This is a genomic window from Chloracidobacterium sp. (assembly GCA_016716305.1).
GTDB lineage: Bacteria > Acidobacteriota > Blastocatellia > Pyrinomonadales > Pyrinomonadaceae > OLB17.
Map to the genome: position 1 here is coordinate 2,080,339 of JADJWP010000002.1, position 18,514 is coordinate 2,098,852.

General features: G+C 56.3%; 19 protein-coding genes. 5 read left to right on the forward strand and 14 right to left on the reverse strand.

Going from position 1 to position 18,514, the window contains the following annotated elements; translation table 11 throughout:
• Positions 1 to 109: 109 nt before the first annotated feature.
• The 4 genes from IPM28_11345 to IPM28_11360 all read left to right on the forward strand — a co-directional run bounded on the left by IPM28_11345 (position 110) and on the right by IPM28_11360 (position 3,921).
• Positions 110 to 1,699 carry an aldehyde dehydrogenase family protein gene (locus IPM28_11345; protein MBK9173573.1) on the forward strand — a complete coding sequence of 530 codons (1,590 nt, stop codon included), beginning with the start codon at positions 110 to 112 and terminating at the stop codon, positions 1,697 to 1,699.
• Positions 1,700 to 1,724: 25 nt separating this feature from the next.
• Complete coding sequence (locus tag IPM28_11350; protein MBK9173574.1) at positions 1,725 to 2,507, forward strand: hypothetical protein; 783 nt, start codon at positions 1,725 to 1,727, stop codon at positions 2,505 to 2,507.
• 22 nt (positions 2,508 to 2,529) lie between these two features.
• Positions 2,530 to 3,303 carry a 4,5-DOPA dioxygenase extradiol gene (gene ygiD, locus IPM28_11355; protein MBK9173575.1) on the forward strand — a complete coding sequence of 258 codons (774 nt, stop codon included), beginning with the start codon at positions 2,530 to 2,532 and terminating at the stop codon, positions 3,301 to 3,303.
• A 69-nt stretch (positions 3,304 to 3,372) separates the two neighbouring features.
• On the forward strand, positions 3,373 to 3,921 hold the full coding sequence (locus IPM28_11360; protein MBK9173576.1) for an NAD(P)H-dependent oxidoreductase: 549 nt from the start codon (positions 3,373 to 3,375) through the stop codon (positions 3,919 to 3,921).
• A 241-nt stretch (positions 3,922 to 4,162) separates the two neighbouring features.
• Here the strand turns inward: IPM28_11360 and IPM28_11365 are convergent, their stop codons facing one another.
• Positions 4,163 to 4,816, reverse strand: coding sequence for a hypothetical protein (locus tag IPM28_11365; protein MBK9173577.1), 654 nt, complete (start codon positions 4,814 to 4,816; stop codon positions 4,163 to 4,165).
• 161 nt (positions 4,817 to 4,977) lie between these two features.
• The gene (locus IPM28_11370; GenBank protein MBK9173578.1) at positions 4,978 to 5,352 is read right to left on the reverse strand and encodes a hypothetical protein; all 375 of its coding nucleotides are present in this window, start codon (positions 5,350 to 5,352) and stop codon (positions 4,978 to 4,980) included.
• 253 nt (positions 5,353 to 5,605) lie between these two features.
• On the opposite strand from IPM28_11370, the gene IPM28_11375 reads away from it, so the two are divergent.
• The gene (locus IPM28_11375) at positions 5,606 to 6,274 is read left to right on the forward strand and encodes a nitroreductase family protein (protein MBK9173579.1); all 669 of its coding nucleotides are present in this window, start codon (positions 5,606 to 5,608) and stop codon (positions 6,272 to 6,274) included.
• A 70-nt stretch (positions 6,275 to 6,344) separates the two neighbouring features.
• On the opposite strand, the gene IPM28_11380 is transcribed toward IPM28_11375, so the two are convergent.
• From IPM28_11380 to IPM28_11435, 12 genes are all read right to left on the reverse strand, one after another.
• A complete protein-coding gene (locus IPM28_11380; protein ID MBK9173580.1) occupies positions 6,345 to 6,947 on the reverse strand; it encodes an alpha/beta hydrolase in 603 nt (200 codons plus the stop codon).
• Positions 6,916 to 7,161 (reverse strand): hypothetical protein, encoded by a 246-nt coding sequence (locus tag IPM28_11385; protein MBK9173581.1) that lies wholly within the window; start codon positions 7,159 to 7,161, stop codon positions 6,916 to 6,918. The genes IPM28_11380 and IPM28_11385 overlap by 32 nt, the downstream gene beginning before the upstream one ends.
• Positions 7,162 to 7,248: 87 nt before the next feature.
• Positions 7,249 to 7,836: a VOC family protein gene (locus tag IPM28_11390; GenBank protein ID MBK9173582.1), complete on the reverse strand. Its 588-nt coding sequence runs from the start codon at positions 7,834 to 7,836 to the stop codon at positions 7,249 to 7,251.
• A 50-nt stretch (positions 7,837 to 7,886) separates the two neighbouring features.
• Positions 7,887 to 8,648 (reverse strand): glucose 1-dehydrogenase, encoded by a 762-nt coding sequence (locus IPM28_11395; GenBank protein ID MBK9173583.1) that lies wholly within the window; start codon positions 8,646 to 8,648, stop codon positions 7,887 to 7,889.
• A 33-nt stretch (positions 8,649 to 8,681) separates the two neighbouring features.
• Positions 8,682 to 10,169, reverse strand: coding sequence for an amidohydrolase family protein (locus tag IPM28_11400; protein ID MBK9173584.1), 1,488 nt, complete (start codon positions 10,167 to 10,169; stop codon positions 8,682 to 8,684).
• A 39-nt stretch (positions 10,170 to 10,208) separates the two neighbouring features.
• Positions 10,209 to 12,008 (reverse strand): hypothetical protein, encoded by a 1,800-nt coding sequence (locus tag IPM28_11405; GenBank protein MBK9173585.1) that lies wholly within the window; start codon positions 12,006 to 12,008, stop codon positions 10,209 to 10,211.
• Between the two features lie 6 nt (positions 12,009 to 12,014).
• Positions 12,015 to 13,715: a tetratricopeptide repeat protein gene (locus IPM28_11410; GenBank protein ID MBK9173586.1), complete on the reverse strand. Its 1,701-nt coding sequence runs from the start codon at positions 13,713 to 13,715 to the stop codon at positions 12,015 to 12,017.
• Positions 13,716 to 13,717: 2 nt separating this feature from the next.
• On the reverse strand, positions 13,718 to 15,712 hold the full coding sequence (locus tag IPM28_11415; protein MBK9173587.1) for a PD40 domain-containing protein: 1,995 nt from the start codon (positions 15,710 to 15,712) through the stop codon (positions 13,718 to 13,720).
• A 51-nt stretch (positions 15,713 to 15,763) separates the two neighbouring features.
• On the reverse strand, positions 15,764 to 16,975 hold the full coding sequence (locus IPM28_11420; protein ID MBK9173588.1) for an aminotransferase class V-fold PLP-dependent enzyme: 1,212 nt from the start codon (positions 16,973 to 16,975) through the stop codon (positions 15,764 to 15,766).
• A gap of 9 nt (positions 16,976 to 16,984) precedes the next feature.
• Complete coding sequence (locus IPM28_11425; GenBank protein ID MBK9173589.1) at positions 16,985 to 17,365, reverse strand: nuclear transport factor 2 family protein; 381 nt, start codon at positions 17,363 to 17,365, stop codon at positions 16,985 to 16,987.
• A gap of 49 nt (positions 17,366 to 17,414) precedes the next feature.
• Positions 17,415 to 17,975: an MOSC domain-containing protein gene (locus IPM28_11430; GenBank protein ID MBK9173590.1), complete on the reverse strand. Its 561-nt coding sequence runs from the start codon at positions 17,973 to 17,975 to the stop codon at positions 17,415 to 17,417.
• Between the two features lie 182 nt (positions 17,976 to 18,157).
• Entirely contained in the window at positions 18,158 to 18,505 is a 348-nt protein-coding gene (locus tag IPM28_11435) for a hypothetical protein (protein ID MBK9173591.1), read from the reverse strand.
• Positions 18,506 to 18,514 lie beyond the last annotated feature (9 nt).

An 18,514-nucleotide genomic window follows, 5' to 3' on the forward strand; every position in this document is an offset into this window, starting at 1 on the left:
CATCATTTTCGACACCGAACACTTTAACCGATAGTTCGGGGACGTCAAACTCGTCGGCGAATTTGGGCTTACGAAAGTAGCGGAATTACGTTAATCTTAATGCGAAAGAATGCTGCCTGTACAAACCGCTGAAACGCAACAAATGGAGATCGTCTCGGTCAATCCCGCGACCGGCGACGAGATCGGCCGGCTGCCGGTGACACCGCCCGGTGAAGTTCGGGCCGCGGTCGTTCGTTCGCGCGAGGTCTTCCTTGATTGGAGATCGACGGCCTTTGCCGAACGAAAGCGGTTGGTGATGAAGGCACGCGAGTTGATACTCGCCGAAATGGACGAGATCGCCAGGCTTATATCCGACGAATCGGGCAAGCCGGTGGCCGAGGCACTTTCGATGGAGATCGCACCGGTGCTCGACCTGATGCAGTATTTTGCAAAGAAGACCGAAAAACTGCTTCGTCCCCGAAATGTCGGCATCGGCCTTTATGGCCTGCTCGGCCGGTCGTCAAAGATCATTTACAAACCGCTCGGCGTCGTCGGCATCATTCCGGCGTGGAACTATCCGTTCTCGATACCGCTCGGCGAGGCGGTAATGGCGGTGATGGCTGGCAACACAGTTGTCATCAAGCCTTCAGAACTTACTCCGTTCGTTGGGCTGAGGATCGGCGAGATCTTTGAGAAAGCCGGCTTTCCCGATGGCTGCATACAGATCGTCACGGGCGGCGGCGAGACGGGCGCGGCCCTGGTCGATTCCGCACCGGACAAGATAATGTTCACCGGCTCGGTCGCGACAGGGAAAAAGATCCTCGCGGCCGCGGCAGAGAATATGACCTCGGTAGTTCTCGAACTCGGCGGCAAGGACCCGATGGTCGTTTTTGATGACGCCGATCTCGAACTCGCCGCTGCCGGTGCCGTTTGGGGAGCTTTCTGCAATTCCGGCCAGTCGTGCTCGTCGGTCGAACGGCTTTATGTTCAGGAAGGCGTTGCCGATCGGCTGACAAAGCTCATCGTTGAAAAGACGCGTGAATTGAAACAAGGCCCGGGCAACGCCGAGGATGTATCGATCGGCGCGATGTCCTCAGAACGGCAGATCAAGATCGTCGAAGACCACGTTAACGATCTCAGAGAATGCGGCGCGACGATCGAGATCGGCGGAAAGCGGAATCAGGCCTTCGCGGGAACTGACGCGAACTTGTTTTTTGAACCGACCGTCATCAGCGGCGCCGCAAACGAGATGCGCGCGATGCAGGAAGAGACCTTTGGCCCGACCCTTCCGATCGCGACCTTTAAGACCGAGGAAGAGGCGATCGCGCTTGCCAATGATTCCGAATTCGGATTGACCGCTAGCGTCTGGACGAGCGATCGTTCGAGAGGCCGCCGTGTTGCCGAGCGTATCGAAGCGGGTTCCGTGTGCATCAACGAAGTGTTGTATACGCATGGCATCGGGCAAACGCCCTGGGGCGGCTTTAAGAACAGCGGACGCGGGCGCACGCATGGGCTCGAGGGCCTGATGGAACTCGTCCAGCCGCAGCACATCCACACCAACCGCATCGCACTGCTGCCGGACGCCTGGTGGATGCCCTATTCACCGACCGCCGTCGAGACCTTTCGCGGCTTTGCTGCCAAGTTCGCCTCGGGCTCGCTGCTCAAGACCGCGACCCTGCTGCCGCAGCTGTGGAAGCGCATTCGTGAACTGAAGAAATAGTACCAACCACCGATCTGATCAGACTATGAGAACCCCGACAAGAGCTCTCATCATCGAACAACTGACCGCTCGCCTCTCGATGCCGCGCGTTCAGATATCGATAATGCTCGCGCTGACAGCGTTTGCGGCGTTCATCACCTCGGCGATCCTGCTTCGTCTTGATATGACGTCGATGGCCATTCGATATCCGATCGCTGTGATCGTAGGTTATTGCGTCTTTCTCGTTCTGCTTCGCATTTGGATATGGATGCAGAGCGACGAGCCCGTGGGCGATGTCTCGATCGACGGCGTCGGCGATCTTCTGATACCGAACATCAATATCGGCGGCGGATCGGGCCAGCAGCCGGTCTTCGGCGGCGGCGGCGATTTTGCCGGTGCAGGTGCTGGTTCGGGCTGGTCGGAGGGCGACACACCGGCGGCCGCTCCGGTCGGTCTCATGTCCGGCTCATCGTCGGGCGGTTCGTCGTCGGGCTCGGGCGGCATCGGCGGGATCGACGTCGACCTCGACGACGGCGTCGCCCTGCTTGTCGTGCTGGTCGTTTTGGTTCTCGTTTTCAGCGCGCTGATCTACGTCGTTTGGATCGCGCCCATCCTTTTCGCCGAGCTAATTATTGACGCCGCGGTCGTCGGCAGCCTTTACCGCCCGATCAGGAATATCGAACGCCGACATTGGCTGATGACCGCGCTAAGGAAGACGGCCATTCCGGCGGTGATCATTACGATACTCTTTGCGATCGCGGGTTTTGTGATGCAGGCCGCCGAACCGGACGCCGTCACGATCGGACAGTTTCTCAACGCAGTGCTTTGACTTACGCTCGGAGGGATCGGATATGCGCTTTCCGGCATTTTTTGTAGGCCACGGCAATCCGATGAACGCGCTTGCCGACAACGGATACACACAAGCGTGGTCGGCTATCGGCCGCTCGGTTCCAAAACCGAACGGCGTTCTCTGCATCTCGGCTCATTGGTACATTCCGGCCGTCGCGGTGACGGCGATGGAGCGCCCGCGGACGATCCACGATTTCGGCGGGTTTCCGCGCGAGCTTTTTGAGTTTCAATATCCGGCTCAGGGTTCACCCGATCTGGCCTCGCGTGTAAACGAACTTCTGGGCGGCGCGGCGGCCTTCGATACCGGCCGCTGGGGACTCGACCACGGTACCTGGTCTATCCTTTGCCACATTTTTCCCGATGCCGATGTTCCGGTCGTCCAGCTATCGATAAACGAGACCGAACCGGCGGCATTCCATTACGAACTCGCCGCGAAATTGCGGCCGCTAAGAGATGAAGGCGTCCTTATCGTCGGCAGCGGCAATCTTGTTCACAATCTTCACGCCTATGCATGGGGCGATCAGTCGCGTGAGCCCTTCGATTGGGCTCTGCGGTTCGAACAAAAGGCTCGTGAATTGATGGCGGCCGGCGACCATGCTCCGTTGATCGGGTACGAAACGCTCGGCCAGGACGCTTTGCTTTCCGCACCGACGCCGGACCATTACCTTCCGCTCCTGTACGTGCTCGCGCAACAGCAGGCAGGCGATGATGTCAGTTTTCCGGTCGAGGGATTTGACGGCGGCTCGATCTCGATGACATCGGCCCGGATCGGCTGAACCCCTGGCGAGCAAAGTCAGTGGCAAATTGTATAATCGGACCAGACAGATAATTAAGGAGAACGAACAATGGGAGATACGATCAAAATATTAGGAATTTCGGGGAGCCTTCGCAAGGGTTCATACAACACTAACGCTCTTCGTGCGGCGGCCGGCCTCGCGCCCGAGGGTGTCGAGATAGAAATTTACGACCTCAGCGGCATTCCTGAGTTCGTACAAGATCAGGAACCGTCGGCAAAGGTCATCGAATTCAAGCAGAAGATACGCGAAGCCGACGCGATACTGATCTCGTCGCCGGAATATAATTATTCGGTCCCGGGCGTCCTGAAAAATGCGATCGACTGGGCTTCGCGGCCGTACGGCGACAGCGCCTGGGAAGGCAAACCGGCGGCGATAATGGGAGCCTCGACCGGCGGCATCGGTACCGCCCGCATGCAGTATCACCTTCGGCAGATAATGGTCTTTCTGAATATGTTTCCGCTCAATCGGCCCGAAGTGATGATCAGCACATGCGCCGATAAATTTGATGCTGAAGGCGTTCTGACAGACGAGAAGACAAAAGAGATAATCGGAAAGATGCTTGCCGCATTGGCCGATTGGACCCGAAAGCTCAAATAGCGGAACAGCATGATCGGGCCTGCAAAAAGCCGATCAATTCAAACTCGATCGATAAACGGCCGCAGATGCCGAACAGGCCGCTCGCGGCCGTCAGCCATTGTCGATCCTCGGCCGCCGCCGAACGGCACCTTCGGGGACGATCATGCAACAGAGGTTAATAACGTTACGGATAACCGAGTGCAGATGATCGATGATCCATTTTCAAAACGCGCATCAATCGCTACTTCGGTGCATCCATTTGTTATCCGGCAATGTCACAAGCCAGTTCGAGCACGTGACGATCGTAACTGTTTTTTGAATCCCACAAAGACGCACGCGTTCCTGGCGGGATTGCCATGTTTGCAATCGTTGCCTTCAGGCGGCGCTTCTCGAACTCAATAATCTCTGCGAGTTTTTTGTCCGGAATTGTGAATGCATACGTAATCCAAGCCCGACGAATGTCCGTATCCAATCGACCGACTATCACCGCGCCGGGAACATTCCGCGGAACGTGTAGTTCAATGTCTTTTTCGGTAATGAAAAGGGAAATCGTTCCAACGGAGTCGAGCGGTGGCGTTTCCAGCCACGTTATCTTTTCGTCATCCGTACTCGCAGATATCCGCAATTCGGATTCTGGGATTAGGATTTGGATTGCGCAAACAACCGCATCTTCGGGTAGCCTCCATTTTTCAATATGGCGGTCATTGCGACCGAACCGTTCGTCGGCTTTCTCGGCATATTCTTTAGTGAATCCGAATTGGCATTTTCTATCTTTGTGGAAGCTGGCCTTGTAGATACCACCTAGGCATCGGTTCGCCACATAGATATCGCCTTTCGGAATGCTCCAAATACGCCATATCCCACTTTGACGTTTGCTGGGTGATCCAATCGCAAGCCTAAATTGTTGTTTTGCCATCGGCGAAGCCCCGATTTATATTTGAGCACGATTCAATTCGGACAGGCGAATCTGCGAATTGGTTCGCGACGGGATACCGGTTGAGCAGAGCGGCGCGCACACCGCTGTATGAGCTTGACACATTATCCATCACACATCCCCTCCAGTAATTTATTATGCCGCTACTCAACCACCGACAGACGGATTTGCTGTCCATCCTCGATGCCTTGAATCTGCGCGTGGATTTCACCTGTAACGCGCACGTGCTCAAGGGCGGAGAGGGGAAAGCGATTCGCCGCAGCGTAACTCCCTTCTCTAAAAACCGGAAGGATCGTGAACCCGAAACATTGCCCGGGAGCCAGGCTGCGACCTGAGTTGAGCAGTTCCTCAATCACCGGCGTCAGCAGCAAGTCCTCGGCCTGCTCAGTATTCTCAAGCAATGTCTCAAACTCCGCGATCGTGCCGGCAATTCGGGTCAGGTTGCCGAAGCCCGTATCGAGACGGAATATCTCGCCAGATTCGTGCGCCAAAAAGACATCGCCAGAGGCGCTAACCATTAACGGATTCCATTCGTCGTCGCGAAGCAGCCAAGACCACGAGTCTAACGCCGAGCGTACCTCGCTAAGATCGGCGGAGGATACTACGAGGCGCCTATCGAGTGGCATATCTAACGTTTAACTCCAATGTCGTTGATAATACTCACGGTTCTTCGTATTATCAAGGACTATTCAGGCTGGTCAAAGGAATGGAACAGGCGTAGTTACTCTGCCAAAGACAAGGCTTGACCGGCTCGAGAAAGCACAGCCGCATATGACCGACACGCAGCCGGATTTTATTCCTCTTGATTTTGTCGAGCTCGGTTCGGGCGAGCAGTTGAAACGCGCCGATGAGTTTTTTGAGATATTGAGTCGGCGCCGGACGGTCCGCGAATATTCCGACCGCGATGTGCCTCTCGAATTGATTGAAAAAGCTATCGCGACCGCCGGAACGGCGCCTTCGGGTACGAACATGCAGCCCTGGCGGTTCGTCGTTGTTCGTGACGCGGCGATAAAAAGCAAGATACGCGAGGCGGCCGAAAAAGAAGAGCGCGAAAGCTACCATGGCAGGATGAGCGAGAAATGGCTGCGGCGGCTTGCCTCGCTCGGGACCGACGAAAACAAACCGTTCCTTGAGATCGCACCTTGCCTGATCGTCGTCTTCCGCATCACCTCGGTCGAAGAGAACGGCGAAACCGAGCCGACGTATTACTCACAGGAATCTGTCGGTATCGCTGTCGGGCTGCTGCTCGCCGCTCTCCACAACATGGGCCTCGCGACGCTCACCCATACGCCCTCGCCAATGAAGTTCTTACAGGAGATCCTCGGCCGCCCGCGAAACGAGGTGCCGTTCGTCCTCATCCCGGTCGGCTTTCCCGCCGACGGTGCAACGGTGCCGAACATCGAACGCAAGCCGCTCGACGGGATCATGCAGGTAATATAGTTCTTTTTTCGCGAACGGCGAGGGGGCGGCAGAGGGCGTTTTGAACTGCAGCATTGTCGATACGAGCGGGTTAGTTCGCCGTTCTGACGCGGGCAGAAAAATCGCTGATGAGATGCGCAAGCTGTGCGGGGTCGCCCTCAAGCTGCACCATATGCCCGGCCCTTGGCAAAAAGACCGCCTCGGTCCCGTATGCTTCCGCAGTCGCTCGCACCGACGCAGCGGAGACCATAAAGTCGTCCTCGCCGCCGATGACGAGTACGGGGCAATTCACGGCCTTCGGGTCGGGAAGCAAAGTGTTCATTTGATTTCCGGCACGCCACGATTCCTCTTCAACGCCCGCCATGAAGTTTTGTATAACGCTCTCCGGCGTATGCCGCGAAAATAACAGCGAGCGGCAAACGCCGGCATCGCGATAAAGATGAGCGAAGCTCTGCCGCCGCATAGCCCCAATGAAGCGAAATGGGTGCCGGAAGAACATACGTGTTCCGTCGCGCCGCATTCCGCCGACCGGCGACGATGCGAGCAGAACAAGTCCCTTTAGGTCGTTTCGGCCTGCCGCAAGCTGTACAACGAGCCCGCCCATTGAATGCCCGATAAGAATTTCTGCCGTGGGAAAATGCTTGAGCGCACGCGAAACGTCATCAACGTAATCTTCGATCCCGAAGCTCTGCAGATCTTTCCTGCCGCCGCTCTTGCCGTGGCCCTCGAAGCTCGACCGCGACGCTCGTTATGCCCTTTGACGCAAGCTCGGTCATAACTCCCCGCCAGACGGCGTGCGTCGAATTTGCACCATGGACCAGCAGCAATGTCGGAAGCTCACCGGTCCGCACCGCGTTCAATTCCGGCTGCAGGTCCAACGCAGGTATCTGCTGGCTAAATAACTCCATTTCGCCCAATGCCCGATCCATGATGTTGAGCAAGATGCCAAGTCTGTCACCCGGCCGAAGACATGATCTCGATCATTTAAGGGTCGTCTAAGCAGACACCAACCTGGCGAACTCTCCGCGTATCGGCGATACCTCGCCGCCTTCGTAGAACCGCAGCAGCTCATCGTGCGAGACTCCGGCCCGGTGTCCGGCGAGCATCTGGTCAGGATCGTATTCGACGCCGATCGGATTGGCGTCAAACCGCGTGGCCATAAGTTCGCTTGCGTCTTCGCTTGAGTCCATTAGGTCGACCTGAAACTCCATCTGGTTTCCGTCGGGGTCGGCGTAGTACATTGAGACCGTCACGCCATGGTGAACGCACCAGTAAGGCGAGATGCCCTTTTCCTTGAGCGAAGCGTAGTTCTCCAAAAGAGCATCAACCGAACCAAGCGTGTACCCGACGTGGTCAACGCCGATAGCTCCGCTCTTCTCGGTCTCGCCGCCGTTCGGCTGCAGGACGTTCATATCCGCGAACGCGAAGCGATGATGCTCGTCATCGTAGGTCATGAACGCAAGCGCCGGATTTTTATACTGAATGCGGGCATCGAAAACGGTCGAATACCATTCCAGCATTTCCTGAAAGCGACGGGTCCGGTAAACAATGTGAGCAAATTTTGTAGGTGCTGCCAATGGCATAGGACCTCCTGTTGAGTTAGTGATGAGGGAACGATCGTCCGGTTAATCGATCAAACTGTCATCGCGAATCCGCCATCCGGCGTCAGGGTCGTGCCGGTTATGAAGCTTGCCTCGTCTGAACAAAGGTACAGGATAGAAGACGCGATCTCTTCCGGCTTGCCAACGCGTCGGACGTGCACCTGCGGCACCATCGCATTGTCGAAGATCTCGTCACCGATGATGCCGCGGATCCGGTGATGCATCGGCGTATCGACAAACCCCGGGCAAACGATGTTGACCCTGATGCCGTGCGGCGCAAGTTCGGCCGAGGCGCTTGTCGTCAATCCGACCTGACCGTGCTTTGACGCAACATACGCAGCTCCTCCTCCGAAACCGAGGAAAGAGTTTACCGATCCCACATTGACGATCGCTCCGCCATGTCCGCCAGCGAGCATCGCCCGGGCCTCGTATCGCAGGCAGAGATAATTACCTTTCAGGTTGATGTCGAGAACGCGGTCCCAGTCGTCCTCCTCGAGATCGGCGATGTATGCGATCACCCCTTCGATGCCTGCATTATTGACGGCATAGTCGAGACGCCCAAAGGTATCGATCGCGTGGGCGACCATTCGCTCGACTTCCTCGGCTTTCGACACGTCCGTCTTGATCGCTGTCGCCCTTCCGCCGGCTGCTTCGATCTCGGCCACCAGCGAGTCGAGTTCCTCCTGTCTCCTCGCCGCAAGCACGACGCTCGCTCCCTTTGCCGCAAAGGCCTGGGCGGTCGCCCTCCCGATCCCACTGCTCGCTCCTGTGATGAGTGCTACTTTATCGTTCATTGACATATTAATTCCTCGTTTGCGCTGCTCTAGCTACTTCCGGTCTCCTCGCGAACGCCGGATTGCTTTTCCCGGGTTAACGCCTTCCACGATATTTTCGTCCCGGACGATGAAAACGCCGGCGACCAGCACGTGACGAATACCGGTTGAGTATTGCGCCGGGTTCTCGAATGTAGCGCGGTCGATGACCGTCGACGGGTCGAAAATGGTGATGTCGGCATCCGCCCCGACCTTGATGCGGCCTTTAAGGCGCATCGACGGGACCGCTTTCTCCAAACGCTGCGCAGGCAGCAGCGACATCTTGCGTATCGCGTCCATCAGCGACACGACCTTTTGCTCGCGAACGTAGCGGCCAAGTACGCGGGCAAAGGTTCCAACGCCGCGTGGGTGGCCCTTTCCATTCTCAAGCCGCCCATCGCTGGCGACCATCACACGCGGGTTAGCGGCGGTCAGGCGCGCGACCTCTTCCGGTATCGCATGACCGATCACCGGCCCGCCCTCTATGCGGTAGCGAGCGAAAGATTCCGCCGTTAGTCGTTCGCCGGTTGCCACCCACTGCAGGTCCTTGTATGTGATCCCGAAATTCTCCTGCCAGCCATCGTTGTAGAGGGCCGATTCGATTCGGGTCTGCGTTGCGGTGTAGGGATAGGCCTCGGTCGTTACGTCCATGCCGCGTCCGGCGGCGCCTTCGATCATTTTCACGCAGGTGGCCGTTTGAGCCAGGCACATGCTGTTAATGTGCACGACATGCAGCGAGGCACCTGTTCCCGCGGCGGCCGCTAGTAATTCCTGCAGTCCTGCGATCCCGCTTCCCGGCTCCTTCGCGCCGGCAAAACGCATGTGAACGTAGTTCGCAACACCGCGCTCGGCCGCAAGCGCGAAGAGATCAAAGACCTCGGCCCGCGTCGTCGTCGGCACGTAATTGATGCCAAAGCCGATACCGAGACCGCCTTCGTCGAGGCCCTTTTTGATCAGATCGGTAATCTGACGGACCTCGTCCGGTGTTGAAGCGCGATTGATCGCATTGTCGCGCGGAAGAAAGGCCCCGGTGTCCTTCATCACGGCCATCTTTGCCGGGATGTGCCCAACCGCCGCGCCGAAATTGATGAGCGACTTGCCCTCGCGCGCGGCGTACCACGGCGCCACAGGCGAGACGCCTACCTCCATCTCGAGCGCGGTCGTCACGCCGTCGCGCGCCTGATAACGATGGTTCTCATCATCCATCCCGTGCGCGTGCAGATCGATAAAGCCGGGTGCGATGACCAGGCCTTTTGCGTCGATCACCGTCTTCCCTCGCAAAGGCCGGGTTGAGATCGCCGCGATCTTGCCGTTGCGAATTCCGACGTAGCGAACCGCATCAAGATTCGATTCCGGATCCATCACCCGGCCATTGGCTAGCACGACGTCGAACCCAGCGGCGCTCTGCGCCCTTACGACAGATGCCGGTATCGCAAGCAGCGTGATCAAAAACGTTACGGTGGCGGCGGACAAGACGGTGCGAATACGTGAGCTATGACTCATGGCGCTTTCTCTCCTTTTGAAGTTTTCCATCCTCATTTTCTATTCCGGGATCCCGACTCGTTTGACCAATTCCTTAAATCGCGGGTCGTCTCGCACGAAGTCCCATACATAATTTACTTTGAGGTTAAGCACCGCCATTGAACGCTCATCGTATGCTTTGTTCAAATATTCGATCGTCTTATCTTTGTCTTTGAGATATGCGTAAGCATAGGCATAGTTAATAGCCAAAACGTATTCGTTCTTGTCCTTTTCCTTTTTATCGTTAAGGAACTTGAGCTGTTCGTCACCCCACCGTTTTACCACAGCTTCCCAGCCGCCTTTTTCGTAAATGTTTTTCGTCTCTTGAATTTCTTCGGGTTTGGCCCCGCCTGCCTTTTCAGCAAGCAACAATTCTTCGAATGCTTCCATATATTTGCCTTGAGCCTCAAAAATAGTGGAGTTGGTAAAATGAAGATCCTCCTCATTTGGGAACAGCTCATTGATCTTCTTATTTTGCAGAAATGCTTCGTCAAATCGCTTGGTTTGTTGCAAAACTGATACCATTTGTCGGTTAATGATCATCGAAAACGGGTCGAGTTCCAGGGCTTTTGACATTTCCCTGATCGCTTCGTCCTGCCTTCCGCCGAGAGATAGCAGCTCGCCATACCATTGACGAGCCGTTGCGTATTTTGGATTTAGTTCAATTGCCCGTTTGAACGCTTTTTCCGCACCTGCCCAGTCATAGTCGTAGTAAAATATCGCCTCACCGAGAGAAGCGTGTGCCTCCGCCAAATTCGGGTCAATTTCGAGAGCCTTGAGTGCCGCCTGCTTGGCTTGCGGCATATACTCGTTCGGTCTGAAATTGCCGTAAGCCGGAAACAAGGAATATGTATCGGCTAACCCGCTATAGGCAAGGGCGTAGTTCGTGTCTTTTTCGATGGCTTGTTTGAAAAACTCAAGTGCCTTTTCAAATTCCTTTGCCTCCCGTTTGTTCCAATGGTAACGACCTTGCAGATAAAGTTGATAGGCTTCGTTGTTGTCGGTGTATTTCTTCGCCAACTTTTGCTCGCTTTCGCCCGAGAGTTTTAGCTGCAGTTTGCTGACGATCTCGGCGACCATCTCGCGTTGGGTGGTCAATAGTTCTGAGAGTTTCCGTTCATACTGCTCGCCCCATAGCGATTTGTTGGTGCGGGCATCCACAAGTTCGACCGTGATGTTCAGATTGTCGCCCCGCTTGGTAAGGCGTCCGGTCATCACCGCATCTACGCCAAGTTCGGAGGCGATCTCGGCAACGTCGGTCTCTTTCCCCTTGTAACGCATCACCGAACTCGTCGGGCTGACCCGCAGATCAGGGATCTGCGTCAGCCGAAAGATCACCGATTCCGCCAAACCGTCAGACAAATAATCCGTGTCGGCATCCGAATTCCTATTCTCAAACGGCATCACGGCGATGGAATTGATCTGTTTAGAACCAGAGGCCGAGAAATATCGGTAGCCAAAGAATCCGCCAACCAGAATAGCGATGGCCACCACCACAGCGGCAAGCGGCTTTGTTCGCCGAGCGGAAAAGCTGCGCTTTTCCGTCGAGTCATTTAAGGTCGTCTGAGGCTCCGCCTCCGCTCCTGTGCTTAGAATCGCGGTTTGTTCCGTAGTATGTATCTGCGCGCGAGTCAGAGCCTCGCCCGGCGCAGCGGTCGAGTGCAGGATCGCCGTCGCTGGCTCATCGAACTGGCCGCCAGCTGACACATGCGGTTCCGACCTGCCCCTCGCCGGGCCGAACAGCAATTCCGAGCCATCATCGAGGCAAAAGCTCAGTGAGTCGTCGTTGTAATCCCGTCCGCATTCAGGGCAGCGTTTCATAACGTTCTATTTGGGTGCGTCAAATATTTTCACGATCGCCTGAAAGCGCGGGTCTCCGCGGAGCGGATCGTAGACAGATTCGTATTTGATCATGAAGAGCCAGAAGTCGCCATTTCTTTCGGCGGCGCGTTCGAGAGTTTGAAGTGCCTTTTCCTTGTCACCCAGAAAAAGGTACATCGACGCCCTTTGCGACTGGGCACTCCCGCCCGCTGGAATTCTGGCTTCCATACGGCTAACCAACTCGCGCAAAAAACCATCGCGCCCACCTTTGGCGAAGCTCTCTCGCATAAGTCGTGCCTCCTCGGACCGTCCAGACAGTTCCGCCGCGATGGCACGCTGCTCAACCGAATTGGCCCAGTCGTTCCGCAAACTATATGCGTGCCCGAGGAACGAATGGCCCCAAATATGGCTCGGATCCGCTTTGACCGATTCTTCCATGTAACGAATACCGTCATTCAGTTTTCCAGAAACGATCAGGCAAGCGGCGTAACTTAAACGTGTAGCAGACGAATTGCGATCGATCTCAAGCGCACGGTCGTAAGCGGCGAAGGCCTCATCCCAACGTCCGAGCATCATCAACCGCTGTCCGTTCCAGCGATGAAGTTCCAGGATCTTGTCATCAAGCTCGAGGGCGCGCTTCATATACCGCTCGGCGTTTGCCCAGTCATACTCGAGCATGTACTGATATCCGAGCGTGCCGTTCGCCTCGGCAAGATCAGGGTCGAGCGCGAGCGCGCGGTTAACGTTCTCCCTGGCCTTGTCACGTTTCCGGACGCTGTAATAATCCGCGAGGCCAACGTACCCGAGTGCAAAGTTCGGGTCTTTTTCTATCGCACGACGGAAATAGTCCGCGCATTTTTCGAATTCCTGACCGGCTTGCTTGTACCAATAGAAGCGGCCCTGAAGATAAAGCCTGTACGCCTCGGAATCGGTCGTATAGCTCTTTGCGAGTTTCTGTTCGTCAGAGCCGGTCAGCTTTGGCCTCAGCCTGCTCGAAACATCACGCGCGATCTCTTGCTGGAGATTCACGAGGTCAGCCTGTTTGCGGTCATACTGCTCCGACCAAATGACATCAAGCGTCTTCGCGTCGACGAGTTCAAGATTCAACTTGATGTTCCCGCCCCGCTCCGCGAGCCTGCCCAGCAGAACGGCCTGCACGCCCAATTCCTCTCCGATCTGCCTCGCCGAAACTTCTTTTCCTTTATAAGGAAACACCGCATTGCGCGCCTTTACCGAAAGATTCGCGAGCTTTGAAAGACTATTGATCAGCGTCTCGGTCATCCCGTCGGAAAGGTACTCCATCTCCGCGTTTCCGCTGTCGTTAACAAACGGCATCACGGCGATGGATTCGAGCTGCTTAACTGGTGTGATGTATCGAAAGGCAAAGAACCCGCCCACAACAATGATCGCCAGCAGAAACGGCGCTGCCAGAAGACGCTTGTCGAAACTCCGTTTAGGAGCCTCTTCGATGCCCGAAGGCAGAACGGCAGTCTGCTCAGTCGTGTGAAGCTGAATACGAGTCACCGCCTCTTTCGGCGATTCAGTCTCATGCAGGATCGCCGTCGCCGGCTCGTCACCGAATTGGCCGCCCACTGACGCAGGCCGTTCCGACACCGCCGGCCCGAACAACAGCTCCGACCCGTCATCGAGGCAAAAGCTCAGTGAGTCGTCGTTGTAATCCCGTCCGCATTCAGGGCAGCGTTTCATAGTTATCGATTCAACCCAGCGGACCAATTTAGGATCGCGACGATCGGGAGTGAGACGGCATCGGCGGCGCGGCTGATGAAGAGGAGTCGCTGGCCGTCGTTCGAAACTGCATAGTCGTCGTTTCGGGGGCTCCGAACGGCCGCGAAGTCGACGAGCGGCTGCGGCACGCCTACGCTCAATGGGTCGCCCGGCTTGATCTCGACCGACATCAGCTTTCCGCTCGCAATGTAAAACAGCTCGCGACCGTTTCGCGCCCAAAAGGGAGCGGTCCCGCCGTTGGTCGAGACCGGCAACTTAGTTGCAGACGCTGGGAATGTCTGGATATAGATCTCGTTCCTACCAGACTCGAATGATCTGTACGCGACATATTTGCCGTCCGGCGAAAAAACTGCTGACTGGTCGTCGGACGGTGTCTGGATGTAGGGAAAGGGTTTGCGATCGCCCTCAAGCGGCAGCACCCAAATATCCCGATTCCTGTTATTGAACGAAGTATAGAGCATGAACTTTCCGTCAGAGGACCAATCCGAAGGAACTATCCCGCTTACCTCGGATTCTAGAAGGACCTCGGCCTCACCAGCACCGCTCGCGAGTTTTTTCATCAGCCGGATCTTCGTCCCTGCTCTCTCGTTCCATACGACATATTTGCCGTCGGGGGACCAGATGCTTTCAGGCGTGTCGCCGGGAAATGATGCGAGACGCGAGCTCGCACCGCGAGCAATGTCAGTGACAAGAATGTCGTTGTTCACATTTCCTGTGCCGCGGCTCGACATCGACACCAGTTTTTCGTCCGGCGAGAGCCTGAAACGGAACATGGGTCCCGCCTTGCCAACGGCCTGTAACTCTTTTCCCGAACGGTCATACCAGGTCAACTGGCGCCCTTCGTATTCGTCAGTCCTTGGGTCGTAAACAAGCGTACCGTTGTCGGACACCGAAAAATATCCTCGGTTGTTAAAATTCACCCGAACGCTTTCGGCGACCCGAAATGGCTCTCCCGACACGGATAGGGTTTCCAGATCGAAAGCCTGTGCGAGCAGGGCAGAGCCGCGGGCAAACAGCAGATACCCGCCTTTGCCGTCCGGCTTGGCTGAATAGATCGCATTTGAATCCGCTGCGAATAGGAGTTTTCTTGTCGAGCCATCGATCGAACCGACGTACACCTCGGACTTTGTTCGATCGCTATTCGTAACCAAGAAGAGAAAATGTTTTCCATCGGGAAGGAAACTTGGCCAACGGAAAAGCTCGTCCTCCTTTGAATCATATCCGGGCAGCCTATCCGAAACACCGCCGGACGCGGGGAGACGAACAAAGCCGCCCCGCCCGTTGCATAATACCGTCCCGTCACGGTTCCAGGCGCACCCAGCGCCGCCAGCGCCGGCGGGAGCCTCTCCAAGATCCCTGACGGTTCCGTCCGCGATGTCGACCCTCTTGAGTTTGTTCTCGGCAACCCAAAACCCGATCGAGCGACTGTCGGGCGACCAGAACGGGAATCCAACGACACCATCGGTTCCCGCAAGCGGTCGCCCCTCGAGCGAGTCCATCGGTCTGAGCCAAAGGACTGTTTTACCCTCGACGTCGGACGCGACCACAATGTTCCTTCCGTCGGGGGAGATCGCTATTTGTCCAAAGCCGGACCTTCGTTGAGGCGGTTGGATATAAAATGTTGTTCTGATCAGCTCGTTTGTTACAACGGCCCGCCCATTTCTGACTGCATAAACGACCGCAACCAACAGACCGATCAGCAGGACGCCTGCCAGCATCCACGGCAGCCGCTCACGCGACAAAAACGCGGGTAGCCGCAGCGTCAGCGAATTGTCGCCGGTGAGCGTTGCGGTCTTAAGACTTTCGGTGAGTGCCTCACCCGAACGCCGATCACCCGACAATATCGCAGTCGCGGGCTCATCCGTGACCGTACCCTGCACAAGCGCGGCACCATCGTCGAGACAGTACAGCAAACTGTCGTCGAGATAATCTTTTCTACATTCAGGGCATCGTTTCATCAAGTTTATCGCCCTCGTCCGCATTCAGGGCAGCGTTTAATAAAGTCGTCGTCAAGCGAGTTCAGCCGCGATCGCTTTGAGCGCCGCGTCGATGTCGGCTTCCGTATTAAACACATGCGGTGATATCCGCATGCCGTTTCCCCATCGCTTCTCAGTCTGCTTCAGCATAAGGTTGTATTTTTGCCGCATGGTGTTGCGAAATGCGGAGCTGTCTATCGCGTCCGGAAGCTTGAAGGCAACCAATGCCGTCGCCAGCGGTCCCGGCGGAGCACTGACCACTTGAGCTTTGGCGATTTTCTTCAAACCCTCGTACGCGAGGTTTCGTAATGCCAGGTTGCGGGCTTCGGTTGCCACGATGCCCCGCTTTTGCGCCGCTTCGATCGCCGCTCCAAGGCCGACAATCAACGGCAGCGAACCCATCCCGGCCGAGCCAAGGACGTAGGCCTTACCGTCCGTCCACTCAACCGGCTGTATCTTCGTAGCGGAGTCTTTATTTATATAAAGGAAGCCAGTGCCTTTTGGGGCCAAGAGCCACTTGTGACCCGGCGCAGCGTAGGCGTCGCAGCCGATCGCCTTTACATCGACCTCGATATTTCCAACTGCCTGTGCTCCGTCGACGATGGTCAGGATGTTTTTCGCCTTAGCCAGGGCGACGATCTCGCGGACCGGCATCCTCAGACCCGTCGACGTAATGACATGGCTGACGCTGATCACCTTCGTTTCCTTTCTTATCGCGGCCGCAAAACGCCCCACGATGCCCTTTACATCATGGTCTTCCGAAGGTATTGAAACGCGGTCGATAATGACGCCACGCCGTTTCTCAAGGTGTTTCCAAACAGCACTGCCGCCTTCGTGCTCGACATCCGTTGTCAGAACGCGATCACCGCGATCGAGGTCGATACCAAGGCCGGCCGTTGTCATTGCGTTGGTCGTGCTGCGGGTCAGCAGTATCTCGTCCGCCGTACAGCCGATGATCCCGGCGATGGCCCCACGCGTCTTGTCAGCAAGAGCGTGAACCGCTCCCGCGCCGTACGACATCGCGACCGGATTCGTCTCAAGCTCCGTCCACGCTTTCATGACTGCATCGAGCGTCGAGCGGGGTGTCGGCCCCAGCGAGCCGGTGTTGAGATAGATCAGCCCAGGAGCGAAACCGTACTCGTTCGCCAACTGCTCGGCTGAAGCAGAGGTGCTTTGGTCAAGCGCGACAGCACCTAACGCGGCCCCAGCACCTCTAAGTAAGTCTCGTCGCGAAAGACTAGCCATTTTGCCGCCCTATCCCTCCGGATGCAGGTAAAATACTTTGCTCACGATCTTCCACTCGCCGTCGGTCTTTAGAAGAGTGAACATATCGGTGAACTTGTGGCCTGTCCAGTTGTCGAGTTCGAGCCTTACGGTCGCGATAGTTCCCTCGATATCGACGTTGGCAATGTTCGCCTTCAGATCTGCGGCCGGGCCGTTGCCGTCATTCCAATCGAAAAGGCCCTGAATGGGTCCGCCAAAGAGGTCGGGGCCGATATAGCCGTAGATGGTCGCACCTTCGTGAAAGGCCGGCCTCATATCGTCGCTCCTGCCTGAAATGCCGCCGCTGACATAGGTGTTGATGGTCTGAACGATCGCTTCGCGGTCGCTCGCCTGGGCTGATGCTGTTGTCATTGTTACGAATTCTCCTTTGGTCAAGATCTGATCCCGATCGGGAAACCGTTCAGGCCATTTTTCTTACAGCGTCGCCGACCGAGACGTCGCCGTCCTTTACGACCAACGCATTGATGCCGCGCAGGTTATGGCGACGCCCGAGTTCTGAGTTAGCAAATCTCATCGCGTCAAGCCCGAATCGCTCGACAAATTTTTTGCAGCCCAGATGCGGTATTTCGGTCACCTCGATCGTCGCGCTGCCTACGGTCAGGACCGTCCCCGGTGAGAGGTTCTCTTCACCGAGATATAGGTCGACATAAAGTTGGTCGCCGGCCAGCGGCACCCGCGAAACGTCGCCGGCGATCAGGCATGCGAAACGCCAGTTCATCAAATTGAGCTGCATTTTCGGATGGCCTTTCCCATCGTCCGTCCGCGAACTTCCCCTTTTCAGCCAATTGTCGCCGACCAGGCCTTCTCCGATATCGAGCCGTCCGGTCTCGACCACTTCCCGTGCATTGATCTCCGGCCGCCTGACGATCATCTCAAGCGTCCCCTCGTCGCGCGGCGATCGCAGGACCTCGTCGAGTCCTTGCTCTATCTCGGTGGCCGTCAGATGCAGCCCGAATAACATGCCGTCCATTTTCTTTGCAATATTAGCACCATAATACGAAAAAACGCGCCGGGAATATCATAGTTCCCGACGCGTTTCGATCGTGCCGATTCGGCCTTTACGGTTCGATGACGTAATCCGGCCAGCACGATGTCGGGTTGAGATAGAGCTCCATGAACTCCAAAGCAAACCCGACGCTGACCTTAATGATCGTCATCGTCCTCTTGCTCACCTCGGCGTCCTCGGTCATCGGAGTCTTTCTTGTTGACCGAAGAATTGAAATTGCCCGACGAGGTCTTTCGAATATCGTCTGCATCTACCTTACTTTTCGAACCCGGGCTATTCGGCACACTGTTGTTCGCCGATGCGTTTGTGCTGCGAAGGTCATCCGCATCTGCGGCCTTCACAGCCGCATTGCTGTTCGCCGCTGAGGCGTTCACATTCACCGCCGTGGTTTTTGTCTCGGCTTTCTTGTCTTCCGTATTTCCGCCGCAAGCCGCGATCATCATCCCGCTCGCTGCAAGTGTCACGATCAAAACTAATTTCGTCATTTTGGAACT

Excerpts from the sequence above, each read along its gene's own strand:
- IPM28_11345 (MBK9173573.1), top strand. The coding sequence starts at position 110 with ATGCTGCCTGTACAAACCGCTGAAACGCAACAAATGGAGATCGTCTCG.
- IPM28_11350 (MBK9173574.1), top strand. The coding sequence starts at position 1,725 with ATGAGAACCCCGACAAGAGCTCTCATCATCGAACAACTGACCGCTCGC.
- ygiD (MBK9173575.1), top strand. The coding sequence starts at position 2,530 with ATGCGCTTTCCGGCATTTTTTGTAGGCCACGGCAATCCGATGAACGCG.
- IPM28_11360 (MBK9173576.1), top strand. The coding sequence starts at position 3,373 with ATGGGAGATACGATCAAAATATTAGGAATTTCGGGGAGCCTTCGCAAG.
- IPM28_11365 (MBK9173577.1), bottom strand. The coding sequence starts at position 4,816 with ATGGCAAAACAACAATTTAGGCTTGCGATTGGATCACCCAGCAAACGT.
- IPM28_11370 (MBK9173578.1), bottom strand. The coding sequence starts at position 5,352 with ATGGTTAGCGCCTCTGGCGATGTCTTTTTGGCGCACGAATCTGGCGAG.
- IPM28_11375 (MBK9173579.1), top strand. The coding sequence starts at position 5,606 with ATGACCGACACGCAGCCGGATTTTATTCCTCTTGATTTTGTCGAGCTC.
- IPM28_11385 (MBK9173581.1), bottom strand. The coding sequence starts at position 7,161 with ATGGAGTTATTTAGCCAGCAGATACCTGCGTTGGACCTGCAGCCGGAA.
- IPM28_11390 (MBK9173582.1), bottom strand. The coding sequence starts at position 7,836 with ATGCCATTGGCAGCACCTACAAAATTTGCTCACATTGTTTACCGGACC.
- IPM28_11395 (MBK9173583.1), bottom strand. The coding sequence starts at position 8,648 with ATGAACGATAAAGTAGCACTCATCACAGGAGCGAGCAGTGGGATCGGG.
- IPM28_11400 (MBK9173584.1), bottom strand. The coding sequence starts at position 10,169 with ATGAGTCATAGCTCACGTATTCGCACCGTCTTGTCCGCCGCCACCGTA.
- IPM28_11405 (MBK9173585.1), bottom strand. The coding sequence starts at position 12,008 with ATGAAACGCTGCCCTGAATGCGGACGGGATTACAACGACGACTCACTG.
- IPM28_11410 (MBK9173586.1), bottom strand. The coding sequence starts at position 13,715 with ATGAAACGCTGCCCTGAATGCGGACGGGATTACAACGACGACTCACTG.
- IPM28_11415 (MBK9173587.1), bottom strand. The coding sequence starts at position 15,712 with ATGAAACGATGCCCTGAATGTAGAAAAGATTATCTCGACGACAGTTTG.
- IPM28_11420 (MBK9173588.1), bottom strand. The coding sequence starts at position 16,975 with ATGGCTAGTCTTTCGCGACGAGACTTACTTAGAGGTGCTGGGGCCGCG.
- IPM28_11425 (MBK9173589.1), bottom strand. The coding sequence starts at position 17,365 with ATGACAACAGCATCAGCCCAGGCGAGCGACCGCGAAGCGATCGTTCAG.
- IPM28_11430 (MBK9173590.1), bottom strand. The coding sequence starts at position 17,975 with ATGTTATTCGGGCTGCATCTGACGGCCACCGAGATAGAGCAAGGACTC.
- IPM28_11435 (MBK9173591.1), bottom strand. The coding sequence starts at position 18,505 with ATGACGAAATTAGTTTTGATCGTGACACTTGCAGCGAGCGGGATGATG.